This window comes from Streptomyces sp. TRM70350, from assembly GCF_019219825.1.
Classification (GTDB): Bacteria; Actinomycetota; Actinomycetes; order Streptomycetales; family Streptomycetaceae; genus Streptomyces.
Genome location: NZ_JAHUXH010000001.1, coordinates 99185 through 115327 on the forward strand (window position 1 = coordinate 99185; position 16143 = coordinate 115327).

15 protein-coding genes and 1 pseudogene are annotated in these 16143 nt (G+C 73.8%); 9 read left to right on the top strand and 7 right to left on the bottom strand.

Features of this window, described 5'->3' with window-relative positions:
* Positions 1-35 precede the first annotated feature (35 nt).
* Positions 36-707 carry a histidine phosphatase family protein gene (locus KWI83_RS00445; protein ID WP_218512204.1) on the top strand — a complete coding sequence of 224 codons (672 nt, stop codon included), beginning with the start codon at positions 36-38 and terminating at the stop codon, positions 705-707.
* Between the two features lie 387 nt (positions 708-1094).
* Positions 1095-2714 carry an ABC-F family ATP-binding cassette domain-containing protein gene (locus tag KWI83_RS00450; RefSeq protein WP_218512205.1) on the top strand — a complete coding sequence of 540 codons (1620 nt, stop codon included), beginning with the start codon at positions 1095-1097 and terminating at the stop codon, positions 2712-2714.
* 6 nt (positions 2715-2720) lie between these two features.
* On the opposite strand, the gene KWI83_RS00455 is transcribed toward KWI83_RS00450, so the two are convergent.
* On the bottom strand, positions 2721-3836 hold the full coding sequence (locus KWI83_RS00455) for a Vms1/Ankzf1 family peptidyl-tRNA hydrolase (RefSeq protein WP_218512206.1): 1116 nt from the start codon (positions 3834-3836) through the stop codon (positions 2721-2723).
* A 57-nt stretch (positions 3837-3893) separates the two neighbouring features.
* On the opposite strand from KWI83_RS00455, the pseudogene KWI83_RS00460 reads away from it, so the two are divergent.
* Positions 3894-4151 (top strand): annotated as a pseudogene (locus KWI83_RS00460) (DUF6158 family protein); the annotation flags it as partial.
* 158 nt (positions 4152-4309) lie between these two features.
* Here the strand turns inward: KWI83_RS00460 and KWI83_RS00465 are convergent.
* The 4 genes from KWI83_RS00465 to KWI83_RS00480 all read right to left on the bottom strand — a co-directional run bounded on the left by KWI83_RS00465 (position 4310) and on the right by KWI83_RS00480 (position 7582).
* Complete coding sequence (locus KWI83_RS00465) at positions 4310-4852, bottom strand: type 1 glutamine amidotransferase domain-containing protein (RefSeq protein WP_218512207.1); 543 nt, start codon at positions 4850-4852, stop codon at positions 4310-4312.
* Between the two features lie 35 nt (positions 4853-4887).
* Positions 4888-5343, bottom strand: coding sequence for a CBS domain-containing protein (locus KWI83_RS00470; protein WP_218512208.1), 456 nt, complete (start codon positions 5341-5343; stop codon positions 4888-4890).
* A gap of 2 nt (positions 5344-5345) precedes the next feature.
* Positions 5346-5726: a DUF2795 domain-containing protein gene (locus tag KWI83_RS00475; protein WP_218512209.1), complete on the bottom strand. Its 381-nt coding sequence runs from the start codon at positions 5724-5726 to the stop codon at positions 5346-5348.
* Positions 5727-5788: 62 nt separating this feature from the next.
* Positions 5789-7582, bottom strand: coding sequence for a thiamine pyrophosphate-requiring protein (locus tag KWI83_RS00480; protein ID WP_218512210.1), 1794 nt, complete (start codon positions 7580-7582; stop codon positions 5789-5791).
* A gap of 244 nt (positions 7583-7826) precedes the next feature.
* Here KWI83_RS00480 and KWI83_RS00485 point away from each other — a divergent pair, with 244 nt between their 5' ends.
* From KWI83_RS00485 to KWI83_RS00500, 4 genes are all read left to right on the top strand, one after another.
* A complete protein-coding gene (locus KWI83_RS00485; protein ID WP_218512211.1) occupies positions 7827-8639 on the top strand; it encodes an RNA polymerase sigma factor SigF in 813 nt (270 codons plus the stop codon).
* Between the two features lie 228 nt (positions 8640-8867).
* Complete coding sequence (locus KWI83_RS00490) at positions 8868-9491, top strand: hypothetical protein (RefSeq protein WP_218512212.1); 624 nt, start codon at positions 8868-8870, stop codon at positions 9489-9491.
* Positions 9492-9625: 134 nt separating this feature from the next.
* Entirely contained in the window at positions 9626-10873 is a 1248-nt protein-coding gene (locus tag KWI83_RS00495; RefSeq protein WP_218512213.1) for an aminotransferase class I/II-fold pyridoxal phosphate-dependent enzyme, read from the top strand.
* Positions 10870-11958: an MBL fold metallo-hydrolase gene (locus tag KWI83_RS00500; RefSeq protein WP_218512214.1), complete on the top strand. Its 1089-nt coding sequence runs from the start codon at positions 10870-10872 to the stop codon at positions 11956-11958. Before KWI83_RS00495 ends, KWI83_RS00500 begins: the two co-directional genes overlap by 4 nt.
* A gap of 75 nt (positions 11959-12033) precedes the next feature.
* Here the strand turns inward: KWI83_RS00500 and KWI83_RS00505 are convergent, their stop codons facing one another.
* Together KWI83_RS00505 and KWI83_RS00510 are read right to left on the bottom strand one after the other, a co-directional pair.
* On the bottom strand, positions 12034-12660 hold the full coding sequence (locus tag KWI83_RS00505) for a DedA family protein (RefSeq protein WP_218512215.1): 627 nt from the start codon (positions 12658-12660) through the stop codon (positions 12034-12036).
* Positions 12657-13430 (bottom strand): MBL fold metallo-hydrolase, encoded by a 774-nt coding sequence (locus KWI83_RS00510; RefSeq protein ID WP_218512216.1) that lies wholly within the window; start codon positions 13428-13430, stop codon positions 12657-12659. The genes KWI83_RS00505 and KWI83_RS00510 overlap by 4 nt, the downstream gene beginning before the upstream one ends.
* A gap of 83 nt (positions 13431-13513) precedes the next feature.
* Between KWI83_RS00510 and KWI83_RS00515 the strand changes: the two genes are divergently transcribed.
* The gene (locus tag KWI83_RS00515; RefSeq protein ID WP_218512217.1) at positions 13514-13915 is read left to right on the top strand and encodes a hypothetical protein; all 402 of its coding nucleotides are present in this window, start codon (positions 13514-13516) and stop codon (positions 13913-13915) included.
* A 103-nt stretch (positions 13916-14018) separates the two neighbouring features.
* Positions 14019-16106, top strand: a complete 2088-nt coding sequence (locus tag KWI83_RS00520) for a phage holin family protein (RefSeq protein WP_308121956.1) — start codon at positions 14019-14021, stop codon at positions 16104-16106.
* Positions 16107-16143 lie beyond the last annotated feature (37 nt).

Genomic DNA, 16143 nt, shown 5'->3' on the forward strand with positions numbered 1-16143 from the left:
GGCCGGTGGTGACCGGCACTCGGAGGAACCCCTGTATGCGCCTGCTGCTCGTCCGCCACGGCCAGACCCCGTCCAACGTCGCCTACGTGCTGGACACCGCCGTCCCCGGCCCCGGCCTGACCGAGTTGGGCGAACGCCAGGCCGCCGCCCTGCCGGGCGTGCTCGCCGACGAGGACATCGAGGCCGTCTACGCCTCCACGCTCGTCCGTACCCAGCTCACCGCCGCGCCGCTCGCCGCGGCCCGCGGCCTCGACGTGATCGTCCGTGACGGCATCCGTGAGCTGTCGGCGGGCGACCTGGAGATGCTGCCGGGCGACTCGGAGCGCGGCGAGGAGTACATGCGGATCGTGTTCGCCTGGGCGGACGGGCGGACCGACCTGCGGATGCCGGGCGGGGAGAGCGGCGCGGAGGCGCTCGCGCGGTACGACGCCGTGGTCGCGGAGGCCGCCGACAGCGGCGCCGGGACGGTCGCCATGGTCAGCCACGGCGCGGCGATCCGTATGTGGACGGCCGCCCGCGCCGACAACGTCGACGTGGCCTTCGCCGCCGCCCACCCCCTCGACAACACCGGTGTCGTGACCCTCGAAGGCTCCCCGACCGACGGCTGGAAGGCCCTGACCTGGGCGGGCGCGACGGTCGCACCGGCGGGCGAGGGCGGCCCGACCGGCCGCCCGATGGACGAAACCGCTCACACCGGGACCGACTAGCCGTCACGCCGACGAACGGGCGCGCCGAGCAGGGCCAGCGGGTGCGGGGCCGGTGAGCGGGTGCGGAGTGTGGTGGGGTGCTTGGTTGGTGGGGGTGCCGGGCCATTGAGCGGTGCGGAGTGTGGTGGGGGTGCCGGGCCGTTGAACGGTGCTGAGCGCGGTCGGGGCACCGGGCTGGCGAACGGATGCCGGGCGCGGTCGGGGTGCCGGAGGGGTGAACGGTTCCACGAGCGCCCCCCTCTGCGAGCGCGCCCGTCGCCTGCGCGCCCCCTCTGCGAGCGCGCCCCCTCAGCGGGCACGCCTCCCAGGAACGCCCGCCTGCCAGGAACGCGCGTCTGCTGATAACCGTTTGCCCCGTCTCACGGCCCGCCCGCACAATGCGGCCCCATGGGACATCTGGAAGCCGCACACATCGAGTACCACCTCCCCGACGGGCGAGCCCTGCTCGGTGATGTGTCCTTCCGGGTGGGCGAGGGCGCCGTCGTCGCCCTCGTCGGGCCCAACGGCGCCGGGAAGACCACCCTGCTCCGGCTGCTCTCCGGCGAGCTGAAACCGCACGGCGGCACCGTCACCGTGAGCGGCGGGCTCGGTGTGATGCGGCAGTTCGTGGGATCCGTACGGGACGACACGACCGTACGCGACCTGCTGGTGTCGGTGGCGCCGCCCCGCATCCGCGAGGCCGCGAGGGCCGTCGACGCGGCCGAGCACGCCATCATGACCGTTGACGACGAGGCCGCCCAGCTGACGTACGCGCAGGCGCTCGCCGACTGGGCCGAGGCGCGCGGCTACGAGGCGGAGACGCTGTGGGACATGTGCACCACGGCCGCGCTCGGGGTGCCGTACGACAGGGCGCAGTGGCGGCAGGTGCGGACCCTCTCCGGCGGTGAGCAGAAGCGGCTCGTGCTGGAGGCACTGTTGCGCGGCACCGACGAGGTGCTGCTGCTCGACGAACCCGACAACTACCTCGACGTACCCGGCAAACGCTGGCTGGAGGAGCGCCTCGACGAGACCCGCAAGACGGTGCTCTTCGTCTCCCACGACCGCGAACTGCTCGCCCGCACCGCCGAGAAGATCGTCTCCGTCGAACCCGGCCCGGCAGGCGCCGACGCCTGGGTGCACGGCGGCGGCTTCGCCACCTACCACGAGGCCCGGCGTGAACGGTTCGCCCGTTTCGAGGAGTTGCGCCGACGCTGGGACGAGAAGCACGCCCAGCTGAAGAAGCTCGTGCTGAACCTGCGTCAGGCCGCCTCCGTCAGCCATGAGATGGCCTCCCGCTACGCCGCCGCCCAGACCAGGCTGCGCAAGTTCGAGGAGGCCGGACCGCCGCCCGAGCCGCCGCGCGAGCAGGACATCACCATGCGGCTCAAGGGCGGCCGTACCGGGGTGAGGGCCATCACCTGCGCGGGACTCGAACTCACCGGCCTGATGAAGCCGTTCGACCTGGAGGTCTTCTACGGCGAACGGGTCGCCGTCCTCGGCTCCAACGGCTCCGGCAAGTCCCACTTCCTGCGGCTGCTCGCCGGGGACGACGTGGCCCACACGGGCGAGTGGAGGCTCGGGGCGCGGGTCGTGCCCGGCCACTTCGCGCAGACGCACGCCCACCCGGAACTCATGGGCCGCTCCCTGCTCGACATCCTGTGGCGTGAGCACGCCCAGGACCGTGGCGCCGCCATGTCGCGGCTGCGCCGCTACGAGCTGACCGGCCAGGCCGAACAGACATTCGACCGGCTCTCCGGCGGCCAGCAGGCCCGCTTCCAGATCCTGCTGCTGGAACTGCAGGGCGCCACCGCCCTGCTCCTCGACGAGCCGACCGACAACCTCGACCTGGAGTCCGCCGAGGCGCTCCAGGAGGGCCTGGAGGCGTTCGACGGCACGGTCCTCGCGGTCACGCACGACCGCTGGTTCGCCCGCTCCTTCGACCGCTTCCTGGTCTTCGGCAGCGACGGCCGGGTCCGCGAGACCCCGGAGCCGGTCTGGGACGAACGGCGGGTGGAGCGGGCGCGCTGACCGGGCTCACGTCCACCGCAGCAGCGCGCCCAGGCCGCCCACCGGCACGTCCTGCTCCCGGGCCGCCTCGACGGGGGCCAGCGAGATCGCCGGGGCGGCCGTCGCGACCGCCGACCTGATCAGGGCGTCGTCCGCGCGGGCGGACCAGGAGTGCTGCTCGCCAAGGATCTTCAGGTCCGTGCGGCGGACCGCCAACTGGTCGGGGTCCTCGCCGATCCACACCTCGCGGTGCGTGTCCCCGCCGTCCGGGCGGACGACCAGCTCGTCGATACGGTGCTCACGCGCCGCCTCGATCACCGCGGGCACGCCCTCCGCCGCCCCGGCGCGGCCCTCGTCGTCCGGCGCGCGGGCGGCCAGGAACCGCTCCAGCTCCGCCTCGGCGTGCCGGCGCACATGGGTGGCGCGGGCCTCCTCCACGTCCGCGTCCAGCAGCCTGCTGCCCGCGCCGTGCGGCGCCTCCACCACGCGCTCCAGCAGCCGCTGGGGCAGCCGCTCGTGCACGGCCCGCCGCTCCCGGTTCTCACCGACGAGAATCAGCAGGTCGGCGCGGGTCTCCTCCTCGCACACGGCGAGCGCGTCGGCGATCTCCGCCGCGTTGTGCTCCCAGGTGTTCTCCACCCGCAGCTGGAAGTGCCGCTCCGACCAGTCCACGGTGCTCGTCCGGTGCACGGGCCACTGGCGTCCGGTGACCGAGCCGGCCGTCTCCCGGGCCAGCGCGCTGCGCAGCTCGAAGTCGGCGCCCCTGCGGTCGATGTACGCCACCACGGCCACCGCGTCCTCGCCGGTCAGGTCCAGCAGCGGGGTGGCCCGGGGCAGCGACGCCCACTCGGCCCAGCCGGCCTGCGGGGCGCGGGCCAGCGGCGGGTCGAGGACCACCTCGCCCGCACGGGCGAACAGGGCCCGGCCGTGCGGCTCCGGCGAGTGCTTCAGCTCCTCGATCGCGTCCCGCACGGCACGGCAGGTCGCCTCGTCGGCGCCCTGCCCCGCGAGTTCCCGGGACATCGCCTCGGCCGTCAGATGCCGCTCGTGGGGTGTGTCCTCCGTGTGCCGTGAGAGGTCGACGTACGCGGAGGCCCAGGGGCCCGGATGTTCGTAGAGTGGATGCAGGAACGCGAGATCCATGGCTCCCTCCCGGTTGCCGCTCGGGGATAGTGCTTGCCGGGCGGGTACCCGTACCGCATGAGAGAACACGACGAGCGGGGCACCACGATGACCGGAGTCGACCCGGGCCGGCTGGATGACCAGCAGCTCATGAAAGAGCTGGAGACCATCCACCGCACGCGCCACGACACCCTGCTGTACGGCTCGAACGACGCGCTGCGCACGCACAACGAGCGCATGGCCCAGCTGGAGGGGGAGTACCTGCGCCGCAACCCGCGCCGCTTCGTCGCCCCCGGCCGCACCCGTGACGGCGCCCGGGATCGCGCCGGGGACGGCTCCTGCGACTCCCGCGACGAGCAGGCCCCGGTCGGCAAGTGGGGGCCGGGCAGCGCGGCGCCCCGCGAGTCCGGCCCGGACCGCAGCCCGCGCGCGTGATACGGCTCGGGCCGGGCTCCGCGGTGCGGAACCCGGCCCTGCTCGGTCCGGTCGCGCGGTTACGCGGTCTCCTTCGCGAACACCTCCAGAAACGTCTCGCAGAACGCCTTCAGGTCGCCCGGCTTGCGGCTGGTGACGAGCTTGTTGGTGCCGTGGTCGCACACCTTCACCTGCTCGTCCACCCAGGTGCCGCCCGCGTTGCGGATGTCCGTCCGCAGGCTCGGCCAGGAGGTCAGCACCCGGCCCCTTACGACGTCGGCCTCGACCAGCGTCCACGGCGCGTGGCAGATCGCCGCGACCGGACGGCCCTGCTCGAAGAAGTCCCGGACGAAGGCCACGGCCTTGGGGTCCATCCGCAGGAAGTCCGGGTTGGCGACCCCGCCCGGCAGCACCAGGGCGCCGAAGGAGTCCGCGGAGGTCTCGCCCACCACCTCGTCGACGGGAAACGTGTCCGCCTTGTCGAGGTGGTCGAAGGCCTGGATCTCGCCGCTCTTCGTCGACACCAGCACGGGTTCGTGCCCGGCGTTGGCGGCCGCCTTCCAGGGGTCGGTCAGCTCGACCTGCTCGACTCCCTCGGGCGCGGTCAGAAACGCGATACGCATGATGCTTCAGCGTCCTTCCGTTTTCTTGACGGGCCTCACACCGGGCCCCGGATGTCGGGGGCGGGGCGTGCGGCGTCGTCCGGGGCGGCCCTGGTGATGTCGGCGAGGGCGCTGTCCGGGTCCTGGGCCACCGCCAGGTCCCCGAGGCTCACCATCCCGACGGGCAGGCCGTTCTCGACGACCGGGAGCCGGCGTACGGCCTTCTCGCGCATCAGCGCCACCGCCGTCGACACCGGGTCCTGGGGCCCGACCACCACCGGGTCCGGCGTGCACACCGACGCGGCGCTCACCGTGAGCGGGTCCAGGCCCTCGGCGACCGCCCGCACGGTGATGTCCCGGTCGGTCAGCAGCCCGACCACGCGCTGCCCCTCGACCACCACGACATCGCCGATGTCCTGGGAGCGCATCAGCTGCGCCGCCTCCACCAGCGAGGCGTCCGGACGGACGGCCACCACCCCCGGTGTCATCACTTCACGCACGTAGTCGGCCATTGTCACGTCTCCCTCCGCCGCTCTCCGCGGGTCAGGGCCTCGGCCAGCTCCTGCACGTTGCCGTAGCGGGCCGAGCGGGGCAGCCGCCGCAGCGGCTCGATCAGGGCGTCGGGCGCGTTCCGCCGGCGCAGGGTGCTGATCAGGTCGCCCGGGCCCGCGGGGAACGCGGTGCGGCCCAGAATCCGGCCCAGCTCCAGCCGGACCTCCGCCAGCGAGCCCGGCATGACCGGGCCGCCCGCGATGCGCGGGTCGTCCTCGGCGGTGGGCTCGGGGTCGTGCCACTCCTCCGAGCGGGTGGGGTGGCCCGACCTGAGCAGCCCTTGCAGTTCGTGCTTCATCTCCTCGTCCCGGTGGACGCTGAGCCGGTCACTGCCTCGCTGCATGGTGTGCTCCAGATCTTCGGGGTCGCGCACCGCGTACCCGGAGGGCGGGCGGCGACACAGGGTTACTTCTTCTCCCGTCCCGGCAGGAACTCCTGCACCTTTGCCTTGAACCCCTGCTTGACCATGGAGCCCCGGTCGGCGTCGCCCTTCAGGATCGACGCGGCCGTCGCCTGCATCTGCTCCCACGTGGCGTGCGGCGGGATCGGCGGCACCGCCGGGTCGGTCAGGAACTCGATCACCGCGGGACCGTCGGCCTCCAGACCGGCCCGCCAGCCCGCCTCGACGTCCTCCGGCTTCTCCACCCGGACCCCGGTCAGGCCCAGCGAGCGGGCGAAGGCGGCGTACTGCACGTCCGGCAGCTGCTGCGAGGGCAGGAAGGACGGCGCACCCTCCATGGCCCGCATCTCCCAGGTGACCTGGTTCAGGTCGTGGTTGTTCCACACGGCGACCACCAGCCGCGGATCCTGCCAGCGGCCCTGGTACTTCGCCGCCGTGATCAGCTCCGCCAGCCCGTTCATCTGCATCGCCCCGTCGCCGACCAGCGCGATCGCGGGCCGGTCCGGGTGGGCGAACTTCGCGCCGATCGCGTACGGCACCCCGCAGCCCATCGTCGCCAGCGTCCCGGACAGCGAGGAACGCATGCTGCCGCGCATCGTCAGATGGCGGGCGTACCAGTTGGCCGCCGAACCCGAGTCGGACGTCACGATCGCGTTGTGAGGCAGCAGCGGATCCAGCGCCCGGGCCACGTACTCCGGGTTGATCGGGTCCGCCGACAGCCCCGCCCGGCGTTCCATCACCTGCCGCCAGCGCTGCACGTTGTCGCACACCGTCTCGTGCCACGCGCGCCCACGGTCGGTGTCCAGCAGCGGGATGAGCCGCTGGAGGGTCTCCCTGGCGTCGCCGACGAGATTCACCTCGTACGGATAACGCATCCCGACCATGTGCGGGTCGATGTCGATCTGCACCCCGCGCGCCTGGCCGAACTCCGGCATGAACTGCGTGTACGGGAACGAGGAGCCGATGGTCAGCAGCGTGTCGCAGTCACGCATCAGCTCGTACGACGGACGGGTGCCCAGCAGGCCGATCGCGCCGGTGACGTACGGCAGTTCGTCGCTCAGCGCGTCCTTGCCGAGCAGCGCCTTGGCGACGCCCGCGCCGAGCAGCTCGGCGATCCGCTCCACCTCCGCGCGCGCCCCCGCCGCGCCCTGACCGATCAGGACCGCCACCTTGTCACCGGCGTTGAGGACCTCCGCCGCCCGGTGCAGCGACTCCTCGGAGGGGATCGCCGTCCACGCGCTGCGGTCCAGGCTGGAGGGCACCATCTTGAACTCGTGCGTCGGCGGCGAGTAGTCGAGCTCCTGCACGTCCCCGGGGATGATGACCGCGGTGGGGGCGCGGCGCGCGTACGCGGTGCGGATCGCCCGGTCCAGCACGTTCGGCAGCTGCTCGGGCACCGTCACCGTCTCCAGGAAGTCCGAGGCGACGTCCTTGAAGAGCGAGTGCAGGTCCACCTCCTGCTGGTACGAGCCGCCCATCGCCGTACGGTCCGTCTGGCCGACGATGGCCAGCACCGGCACATGGTCGAGCTTGGCGTCGTACAGCCCGTTCAGCAGGTGGATCGCGCCTGGTCCCGACGTGGCCGCGCACACCCCGAGACGGCCGCTGAACTTGGCGTAACCGACCGCCTGGAACGCCGACATCTCCTCGTGCCGGGACTGGATGAAGCGCGGGTGGTCGTCGGCGCGGCCCCAGGCGGCGAGGAGGCCGTTGATCCCGTCGCCGGGGTAGCCGAAGACGTGTTCCACCCCCCACTCGCGCAGTCGCTGCAGGACGTGGTCGGAGACCTTGGTGCTCATGGAGGGACCTCCAGGACGTGACGACATGGGCTGCACTCACTACGAGTCACCCTCCGCGCACCCGGAAAACCCCGGTACGGGTGTTTGCGCCCAGGGGCCGAGGGCAGGCGCGGCACAGTGCTTCGGACAGGAGGCACGTCCGTGGGAGGCCCGACCGGCCCGCGCGCGTCTGTCCGCGCACCGTGCACGCGCTCCCACGGTGACCGTCCAACGCACAGCACTTCCCAGGGAGTTGCGACGCACCATGCGAACCACCCCAGCGAGCGCCGAGCACCACCCCCACGACGACGCACCCGACACCGCCGACGCCTTCCGCCGCCTCACCGAACTGCCCGACGGACCCGAGCGCGACGCGCTGCGCGACGAGATCGTCGAGGCCTGGCTGCCCATGGCGGAACGGCTGGCCGGACGGTTCCGCAGCCGCGGCGAGAGCTACGAGGACCTGCGCCAGGTCGCCGCCCTCGGGCTGGTCAAGGCCGTCGACCGGTACGACCCCGCGCGCGGCAACGCGTTCGAGAGCTATGCCGTGCCCACGGTCACCGGCGAGATCAAGCGGCACTTCCGGGATCACATGTGGACGCTGCATGTGCCGCGCCGGGTGCAGGACCTGCGCAATCGGGTGCGGATCGCCGTGCAGGAGCTGTCGGCGGGCGTCCAGGGGGCCGGTGCTTCCGGGCGGCAGCCGAGTGTGGCCGAGATCGCCGGGCATGCCGACATGAGCGAGGAGGACGTGCGGGCCGGGCTGGAGGCGCTGGAGAGCTTCAGCGCGTTGTCGCTGGACGCGGAGCTGCCGGGCAGTGAGGACGGGTACTCGCTCGGCGACGCGCTCGGCTCGGCGGATCCCGCGCTGGACACGGTGGTGGACCGGGAGGCGGTGAAGCCACGGCTGGCGGCGTTGCCGGAGCGGGAGCGGGCGATTCTCTACATGCGGTTCTTCCGGGACATGACGCAGAGCCGGATCGCCGAGCAGTTGGGCATTTCGCAGATGCATGTGTCCCGGTTGCTCAGCCGGTCGTGTGATCGGGTGCGGGAGGAAGTGATGCGGGGGGCCGCCTAGGGGGTGCTTGCACGCTGCCGGGTGCGGGTGCGTTGTGGCTGGTCGCGCCCACGCGGCGGAGCCGCAGATGGATACAGCCCCGCGCCCCTGAGGGGCGTTGTTCACCTGGTCGGGTGTCTGGTTGCCGCCCATGGGGGTGCGGGGGCGCGCGTGCTGTTGACGGGCGGGCTGTGATGGCTGTGGGGGTGCGGGCCTCGTGCCCCCTCGTCGGTCTAAGGAGCCCGTCTCATGTGGCGCAGCGTCCGTGTCCTGTCCGTGGTCGTCATAGCCGGGGTCGCTCTGGGCGGGGCCGTTCCCCCTGCCTCGGCGGACCCGGGAGCGGAGGTGTCGCCTGCCGCCGCCGAGCCGGGCGGTACCGTCACCGTGGCCGTGGTCTGCGACGCCGTCGGTGGGGCGCCGCCCGAGGTGATCGAGGCGAGCTCCACGGCCTTCGCCGAGGGCACGGTGCAGTTGCAGCGGGTGTTCGGCGAGGACGGCGAGGCGGCCGGGCCCGCGTATCGGGGGACCGCCCTCGTCGCGGCCGCCGACGAGTTCGCGGCCGGTCCGGACGGCGCCCGCGAGGATTCGGGGTGGACCGTGGACGGCACCTGCCCTGGGGCGGCCGGTGCGCAGGGCAAGTCGTGGAGCGCGACCTTCACCGCCGTGCCCGCGGCGGGCGGCGGCACGTCGGCCTGCGCGGAGCCGACGGAGTGGTGCGGCGGTGCCACGGTGGAGCACGGGGTGCACGCGGGCGGGGGCGGGGCCTTCAGCGACTCGGTGCCCGCGCTGGTCGCCGGTGGGCTGCTGATCGCGGGGGCGCTCGGTGCCGCCGGGCACCGGCTGTGGCGCAGGGACACGCCGGGGGACGCCTGAGGCGGGGTCCGGCTGGGTACGCAGAGCGCGAGAGCACGACCGGCACCGTACGAACGACGCACCATCGGACGCCCCGACTCGGTCCGCGGGCGACACGGCACCGGCACGGCACCAGGGACTGCGCGGAGGTACGGATGCGGCGGACGGAACCGGAGGGCCACGGCCCCGTCCGCTACGGGCCGCCCCTCCCCGACGACGGGCTGCCCGTGCTGCCGGAGCTGTCCGCCGTCCTCGCGGCCGCCGCGGGCCGTGCCGGGAGCGAGCCCGTGGGCGGCGGTGCCGCGCTGCTGGACGCGGCCTGCGGGTACTGGGAGCGGCGGGGGCTGGCCACGGGGCCCGAGCATGTCGTGGCCGCTCCCGGAGCGCCTGCCCTGCTGCTGGCGCTGACCGCCGCACTCGGCGGTGACGTCCTGGTGCCACGGCCCTGTGCCGCCTGGTGGGCGCCGTACGCACGCCTGCTCGGCCGGCCGGTGTTCCATGTGGCGACGTCCGCGGAGTGCGGGGGCGTACCGGATCCGTACGCCCTGCTGGAGACCGTGCGCCGGGTGCGGGCCGAGGGCGGTGATCCGCGGCTGCTGGTGCTGTCCGTCGCCGACGACCCGACGGCCACGGTGGCGCCCCCCGAAATGCTGCACGAGACCGTCGAGGCCGCCACCGGTGAGGGGCTGCACCTGGTCAGCGACGAGACCTGGCGCGACACCCTGCACGCCCCGCACGACACGGTGCTGCTCAGCCCCGCCGAGATGCTGCCCGACGGGGTCACCGTCGTCACCGATCTGGCTGGTGCCCTGCTGCCGCCCGGCTGGCCCGCCGCCGTCGCCCGGTTCTCCGAGGGCGGGGCCCAGGCGGGGCTGCACGCGCGCGTGCTGGATGTGCTCACCGCGCTCGGCGCGCGCGTCGCCGGACCGGTCGCCGCCGCGGCCACCTACGCGCTGGGCGAGGCCGAGCCGCTCGGCGCCCATGTGGACGCCGTCGTACGCCTGCACGCGCGCGTGGCCGAGGCCGCGCACCACGCCGTGGTCGCCGCGGGCGCCCTCTGCCGGCCGCCGCAGGCCGGCCGGCACCTGTACGTCGACCTCGGCCCGCTGCGCTCGGGGCTCGCCGCGCACGACGTGGGGGACGCCCAGGAACTGGAGGACTTCCTCGCCGCCCGGCTCGGCATGCCCGCGCCGGGCGGCCACCGCTTCGGCGACGACCTGGCCGCACTGCGCGTACGGCTGTCCACCGGCCCACTGCTGGGCGGCACGGACACCGAGCGCGCGGAATGCCTCGATTCACCCGCGCCGTTGGAACTGCCACACGTGGAACGTGCGTTGGTCAACCTGAAGTCGGTCCTTGACGATCTCCGTGACGACGCTCAGCGATGGGAGCCTCCTCGATGACGCAGCAGTCCGAGTCGACCACGAGCACGCCCACCCAGGAGGCCGACGATCCGGCGGCCAGGCCGTCGGCGGCATCGGCGACGTCGCCGCTCCCGCCCCCGTTCCCGCCGCTCGCCGAGCCCCGCCCGCTGGGCGAGCGGCGCGTGTGGCCGCGGACCTTCCACGACCGGCTGACCGCCCCGCTGCCCGGGATCAAGACCCTCGCCCGGTTCGCCCGCGAGGGTGCCGTACGGCCCGGCCGCGAGGGCCTCGCCGACATCCCCCGGCTGCCCTTCGAGCCCGGCCCGCTGCCCCGCGTCGACGCCCGCACGGTCGCCGTCACCTGGGCGGGACACGCCAGTTGGGTGGTGCGCATCGGCGGGCTCACCGTGCTCACCGACCCGGTCTGGTCCCGCCGCATCCTGGGCACCCCGGCCCGGATCACGCCGGTCGGGGTCGCCTGGAGCGCACTGCCGCGGATCGACGCGGTGGTCATCAGCCACAACCACTACGACCACCTGGACGCCCCCACGTTGCGCAGGCTCCCGCGCGAGACGCCGGTGTTCGTCCCGGCCGGGCTGGGCCGCTGGTTCAAGCGCCGCCGGTTCACCTGCGTCACCGAGCTGGACTGGTGGGAGGCGGCCGAACTGGACGGCGTCCGCTTCGACTTCGTCCCCGCCCACCACTGGTCCAAGCGCACCCTGGCCGACACCTGCCGCACCCTGTGGGGCGGTTGGGTGCTCACCGACCCCGACGGCAGGCGGGTCTACTTCGCGGGCGACACGGGATACGGCCACTGGTTCACCCGCATCGGCCGCCGCTACCCCGGCATCGACCTCGCGCTGATGCCGATCGGCGCCTACGACCCGCGCTGGTGGCTCAGCGACGTGCACTGCGACCCGGAGGAGGCGGTGAGGGCTGTGCAGGACCTGGGCGCGCGGCGGATGGCACCGATGCACTGGGCGACGTTCGTCCTGTCGGCGGAGCCGGTCCTGGAACCGCTCACGCGGGTGCGGACGGCATGGGAGAAGGCGGGGCTGAACAGGGAGGACCTGTGGGATCTGCCGGTCGGATCCTCGAAGGTGCTCGACAGCAACGCCCCTTAAGGGGCGCGGGGCTGTATCAATGTGCGGCTCCGCCGCGTGGGCGCGACCGGCCACAACGAAGGCGCAGATCCCCACTCACCCGGCCGACCACTGCCGAACCCGCCGCCACAAACCCGGCATCGCACTGATGACCAGCGTCAGCGCCACCACTGCCACCACCCCCTCCCACGGCTCGGGAAACAGCGACCCACCGAGAATCCCGATCAACTGATACGTCACCGCCCAGGCCAGACACGCGGGCAGATTGCCGCGGGTGAAACGCCGCAACGGCCACTGCGCCAGCAGGCAGGCCAGCATCACCGGCAGTCGGCCCGCCGGCACCAGCCGGGACAGCACCAGCACGGCGACCCCGTGCGCGGCGAGCTTCTCCTGCGCCCGCGCCAGCCGGTCCTCCGGCGCCCGCGCGCGGATCGCCGCCAGCCAGCGCGAGCCGTTCTTCGAGTCCAGGCCGCGCCGCCCCAGCCAGTACAGCGCGCCGTCGCCGAGGAACGCCGCCAGCGACGCCGTCACGAACACCAGTGCCAGCGAGAACGGCGCCGTCTGGTGAAAGGCGACCACCGCCGCCGAACTCACCAGCGCCCCCGTCGGCACGACCGGCACCAGCGCCCCGATCAGCACCAGCAGGAACAGCGACGGATAGCCGATCGCCTGCTGCGTGGACTCCGCCGGTATGGGCGTCGTGGCGGCCGCGAGCCAGCTCACCGGGCGACCTCCGGGCGCACTCTCTCCCCGTGCCGGAGCAGATGTACCGCCACCTGCGGCGCCCGTCGCGCCGCGAGGCGCACGAACTCGTCGCCGGGCGCGTGGAACTCGTGCGGGCGTACGGCGTCCATGCCGATCGGCCAGTACGTGCCGAAGTGCACCGGCACCGCGCTGCGCGGCGCCAGCCGGGCCAGCGCCTCGGCGGCCAGCGCCGGGTCCAGGTGCCCGTGGCCGAGGTACGGCCCCCAGCCGCCGACCGGCAGCAGCGCCACGTCGACCGGCCCGACCTCCGCCGCCATCGTGTCGAACAGCCCGGTGTCCCCGGCGAAGTAGGTGCGGGCCTCGCCCTCGATGACATAGCCGAGGGCGGGACAGCGGTGCGGGCCGATCGGCAGCCGCCGTCCGTCGTGCCGCGCGGGCACGGCCCGTACGGTCAGACCGGCCACCCGGGTGGCGTCACCGGGCGCCATCTCGGTCAGGCGCAGATGGGTGAGCCGGCGCAGCGCCGGTACCGCCCGGGGTGCGCCCCGGGGTACGAGCAGGCGCGTGCCGGGCGCGAGCCGGGCCAGCGACGGCACATGGAGGTGGTCGGCATGCAGGTGGGAGACCAGGGCGACGTCCGCGCGCCACGCGTCGTGCGGGGGGAGCGCGCCGCGGCGGCGGCGCAGATGGGCGAGCCTGCGGGCGAACAGGGGATCGGTGAGCGCGCGTATGTTCGAGTCCGTGATCGTGCAGGTGGCGTGCCCCCACCAGGTGATCTCCACCGGCACCTCTTTGCCTCCTTCGCGCCGCTCCCCGAAGCCTACGGGCAGGAGTAGGGTCGGCGGCGAAACCCGGAGGTGAAGGGGGCGCCATGGGAGCACTGCGCGTCACGGCGATCGCCAGTCTCACGCCGCTTGCGGAACTGGACGCGGACCCCTTCCTGGTCGACTCCCGCAGCCAGCACGCGATGTGCGCGCGGTGGGCCGCGGAACGGGGGTACGTCGTCGCCCGGCAGTTACTGGTGTGCGGGCTGCGCCCCGACCACTGCGCCCTGTGGGACGGCGTACGGCCAGGGCGGGACGTCTTCGTGGCGCCGAGCCGCCGCGTGCTGGAGAGCGCGCTGTCGGACGTCGAGGAGTTCACCGCGGAGTGCGCCCGGCGGGGCGTGCGGGTGGAGACGGTGGGGCGGGCCGAGCCGTCGTACGACGCGCAGATGAAGGCACGGGTCCATCGGCGGCTGTCGATGCCGACGGCCGGGTACGACGGGCGCTGACGGTTCGTCGCATCCGGGCACCCATCGGTTCCGGCACGCGTTGTGACAATCTGGACGACGCAGGCCTGCTCCGGCGGCGGGCCGGGACGTGAGGTGTGCGGGGGTGCTCGGAGGGCGTTGGCGGCGGGTCGTCAGCCAGGTGGGGCGGAGCGTCGCGGTGTGGGCCGTCAGCACGGTCACCATGCTCGTGCTCGCCGGGATCCTGCCCGACTTCCAGTTGCAGAGCGCCGACGGCGACAGCGCCACCACCATCGCCGTGACCGCCGCGTTCGCGGCCGGTGCCTTCGGCCTGCTGTCCGCCGTGGTCTGGCCGCTGCTCGTACGGCTCCTGCTGCTCGTTCCCGCGCTCGTGCTCGGGCTGCTGGTGTTCTTCCTCAACGGCGCGCTGCTCCTCGTCGCACTGCGCCTGAACCCCGCCGAACGCGGCGCGGTCGAGCCGGAGACCGCGGTGGTGGTCGCCGCCGCGATGTCCGCCGTCGCCTCCGCCACCGGCGCCGCCCTCGCCGTCCGCGACGACGACGCCTACCGGCGCCGCCTGTACCGCCTCGCCGACCGGCGCCACCGCGCCCTGCCACCCGGCCCCGTCACGCCCGGCACCGTCTTCGTCCAGCTCGACGGCGTCGGGCACGACGTGCTGACGGCGGCCGTCGGCAAGGGGCTGATGCCGACCGTCGCCCGCTGGCTCGGCTACGCAACCGCCGACGGCCCCGGCCGCCCCACCCACCGCCTCACCCCCTGGCGCACCGACTGGTCCAGCCAGACCGGCGCCAGCCAGCTCGGCATTCTGCACGGCAGCACGTTCGACGTCCCCGCCTTCCGCTGGTACGAGAAGGACACCCAGGAGGTGATGGTCAGCAACCGGCCGACCAGCGCCGCCGAACTCCAGCGCCGCGCCGTCGAACGCACCGGCGACGGCGGACTGCTCACCGTCGACGGCGCCAGCCGCGGCAACCTGTTCAGCGGCGGCGCCGACGAACAGGCCCTCGTGCTGTCCATCGCCACCCGCCGCCGCAGCCGTGAGAACCGCTCCCGCGCGGGCTACTTCGCCTACTTCTCCGACCCGGCCAACGCCGTGCGCACCGCCCTGTCCTTCGTCGCCGAGGTCGGCCGCGAGATCTGCCAGTCCACCCGGGCCCGCCTGCACAAGGTCCGTCCGCGTGTCTCCCGCGGCGGCCTCTACCCGTTCGTCCGCGCCTTCGCGACCGTCGTCGAACGGGACGTCGTCGTCGCCGCGGTGATGGGCGACCTGCTCGCCGGGCGCACCGCCGTCTACGCCGACCTGGTCGCGTACGACGAGGTGGCGCACCACTCCGGGCCGACGAGCCGGGACGCCGAGAAGGTCCTCGAACGCCTCGACCGGGCGCTCGCGCTGATCGAGAAGGTCGCCGAGCACGCTCCCCGCCCGTACCGGATCGTCGTCCTGTCCGACCACGGCCAAAGCCCCGGCGAGACGTTCCGCGCCCGTTACGGCCTCACCCTCGGCGACCTGGTCCGGGCCGGCTGCGGGCTGCCCGTGCCACGCCGGGCCCGCCGCACCCGCAGCGGCGCCGAGGCCCGCGCGGCCGTCCGGGCCGCCCTGCACAGGCCGGTGGAGGAGGAGCACGAGCAGCGCCGCCCCGCGCGCCGCTCGGAGCCGATCGTGCTGGCCTCCGGCAATCTGGGCCTGATCTCCTTCCCGGACGTGCCCCACCGGATGAGCAGAGAGGAGATCGACGCCCGCCACCCTGCGCTGCTGCCGACCCTCGCCAACCACCCCGGCATCGGCTTCCTGCTCGTGCGCAGCGAGGAGCACGGCGGGGTGGTGCTCGGCGCGAACGGCGCCGAGGTCCCGGTCGACGAGCTCGACGACGAACACCCCGGGCCGCTCGCCGGGTTAGGGCCCGGTGCCGCCCGGGCCGTGCGCCGGACGCACTCCTTTCCGCACACCGCCGACATCATGGTCAACTCCTTCCACGACCCCGCCGACGGCGAAGTCCTCGCCTTCGAGGAGCAGATCGGCTCGCACGGCGGACTCGGCGGCGCCCAGGCCAAACCGTTCCTGCTGTCGCCGCTGGCCTGCTCCGCGCCCGTGGACGAGGGGGAGGAACTGGTGGGCGCCGAGCAGGTGCACCGCGTGCTGCGCCGCTGGCTGCGTGAGACGGCGGGGCCGCAGGTGCCGATCGAGGCGGAGCCGGAGGAGCGGGCGGCCTGAGAATCGGCTGCGCCGCCGCAGTCGTACTGAACCCCTG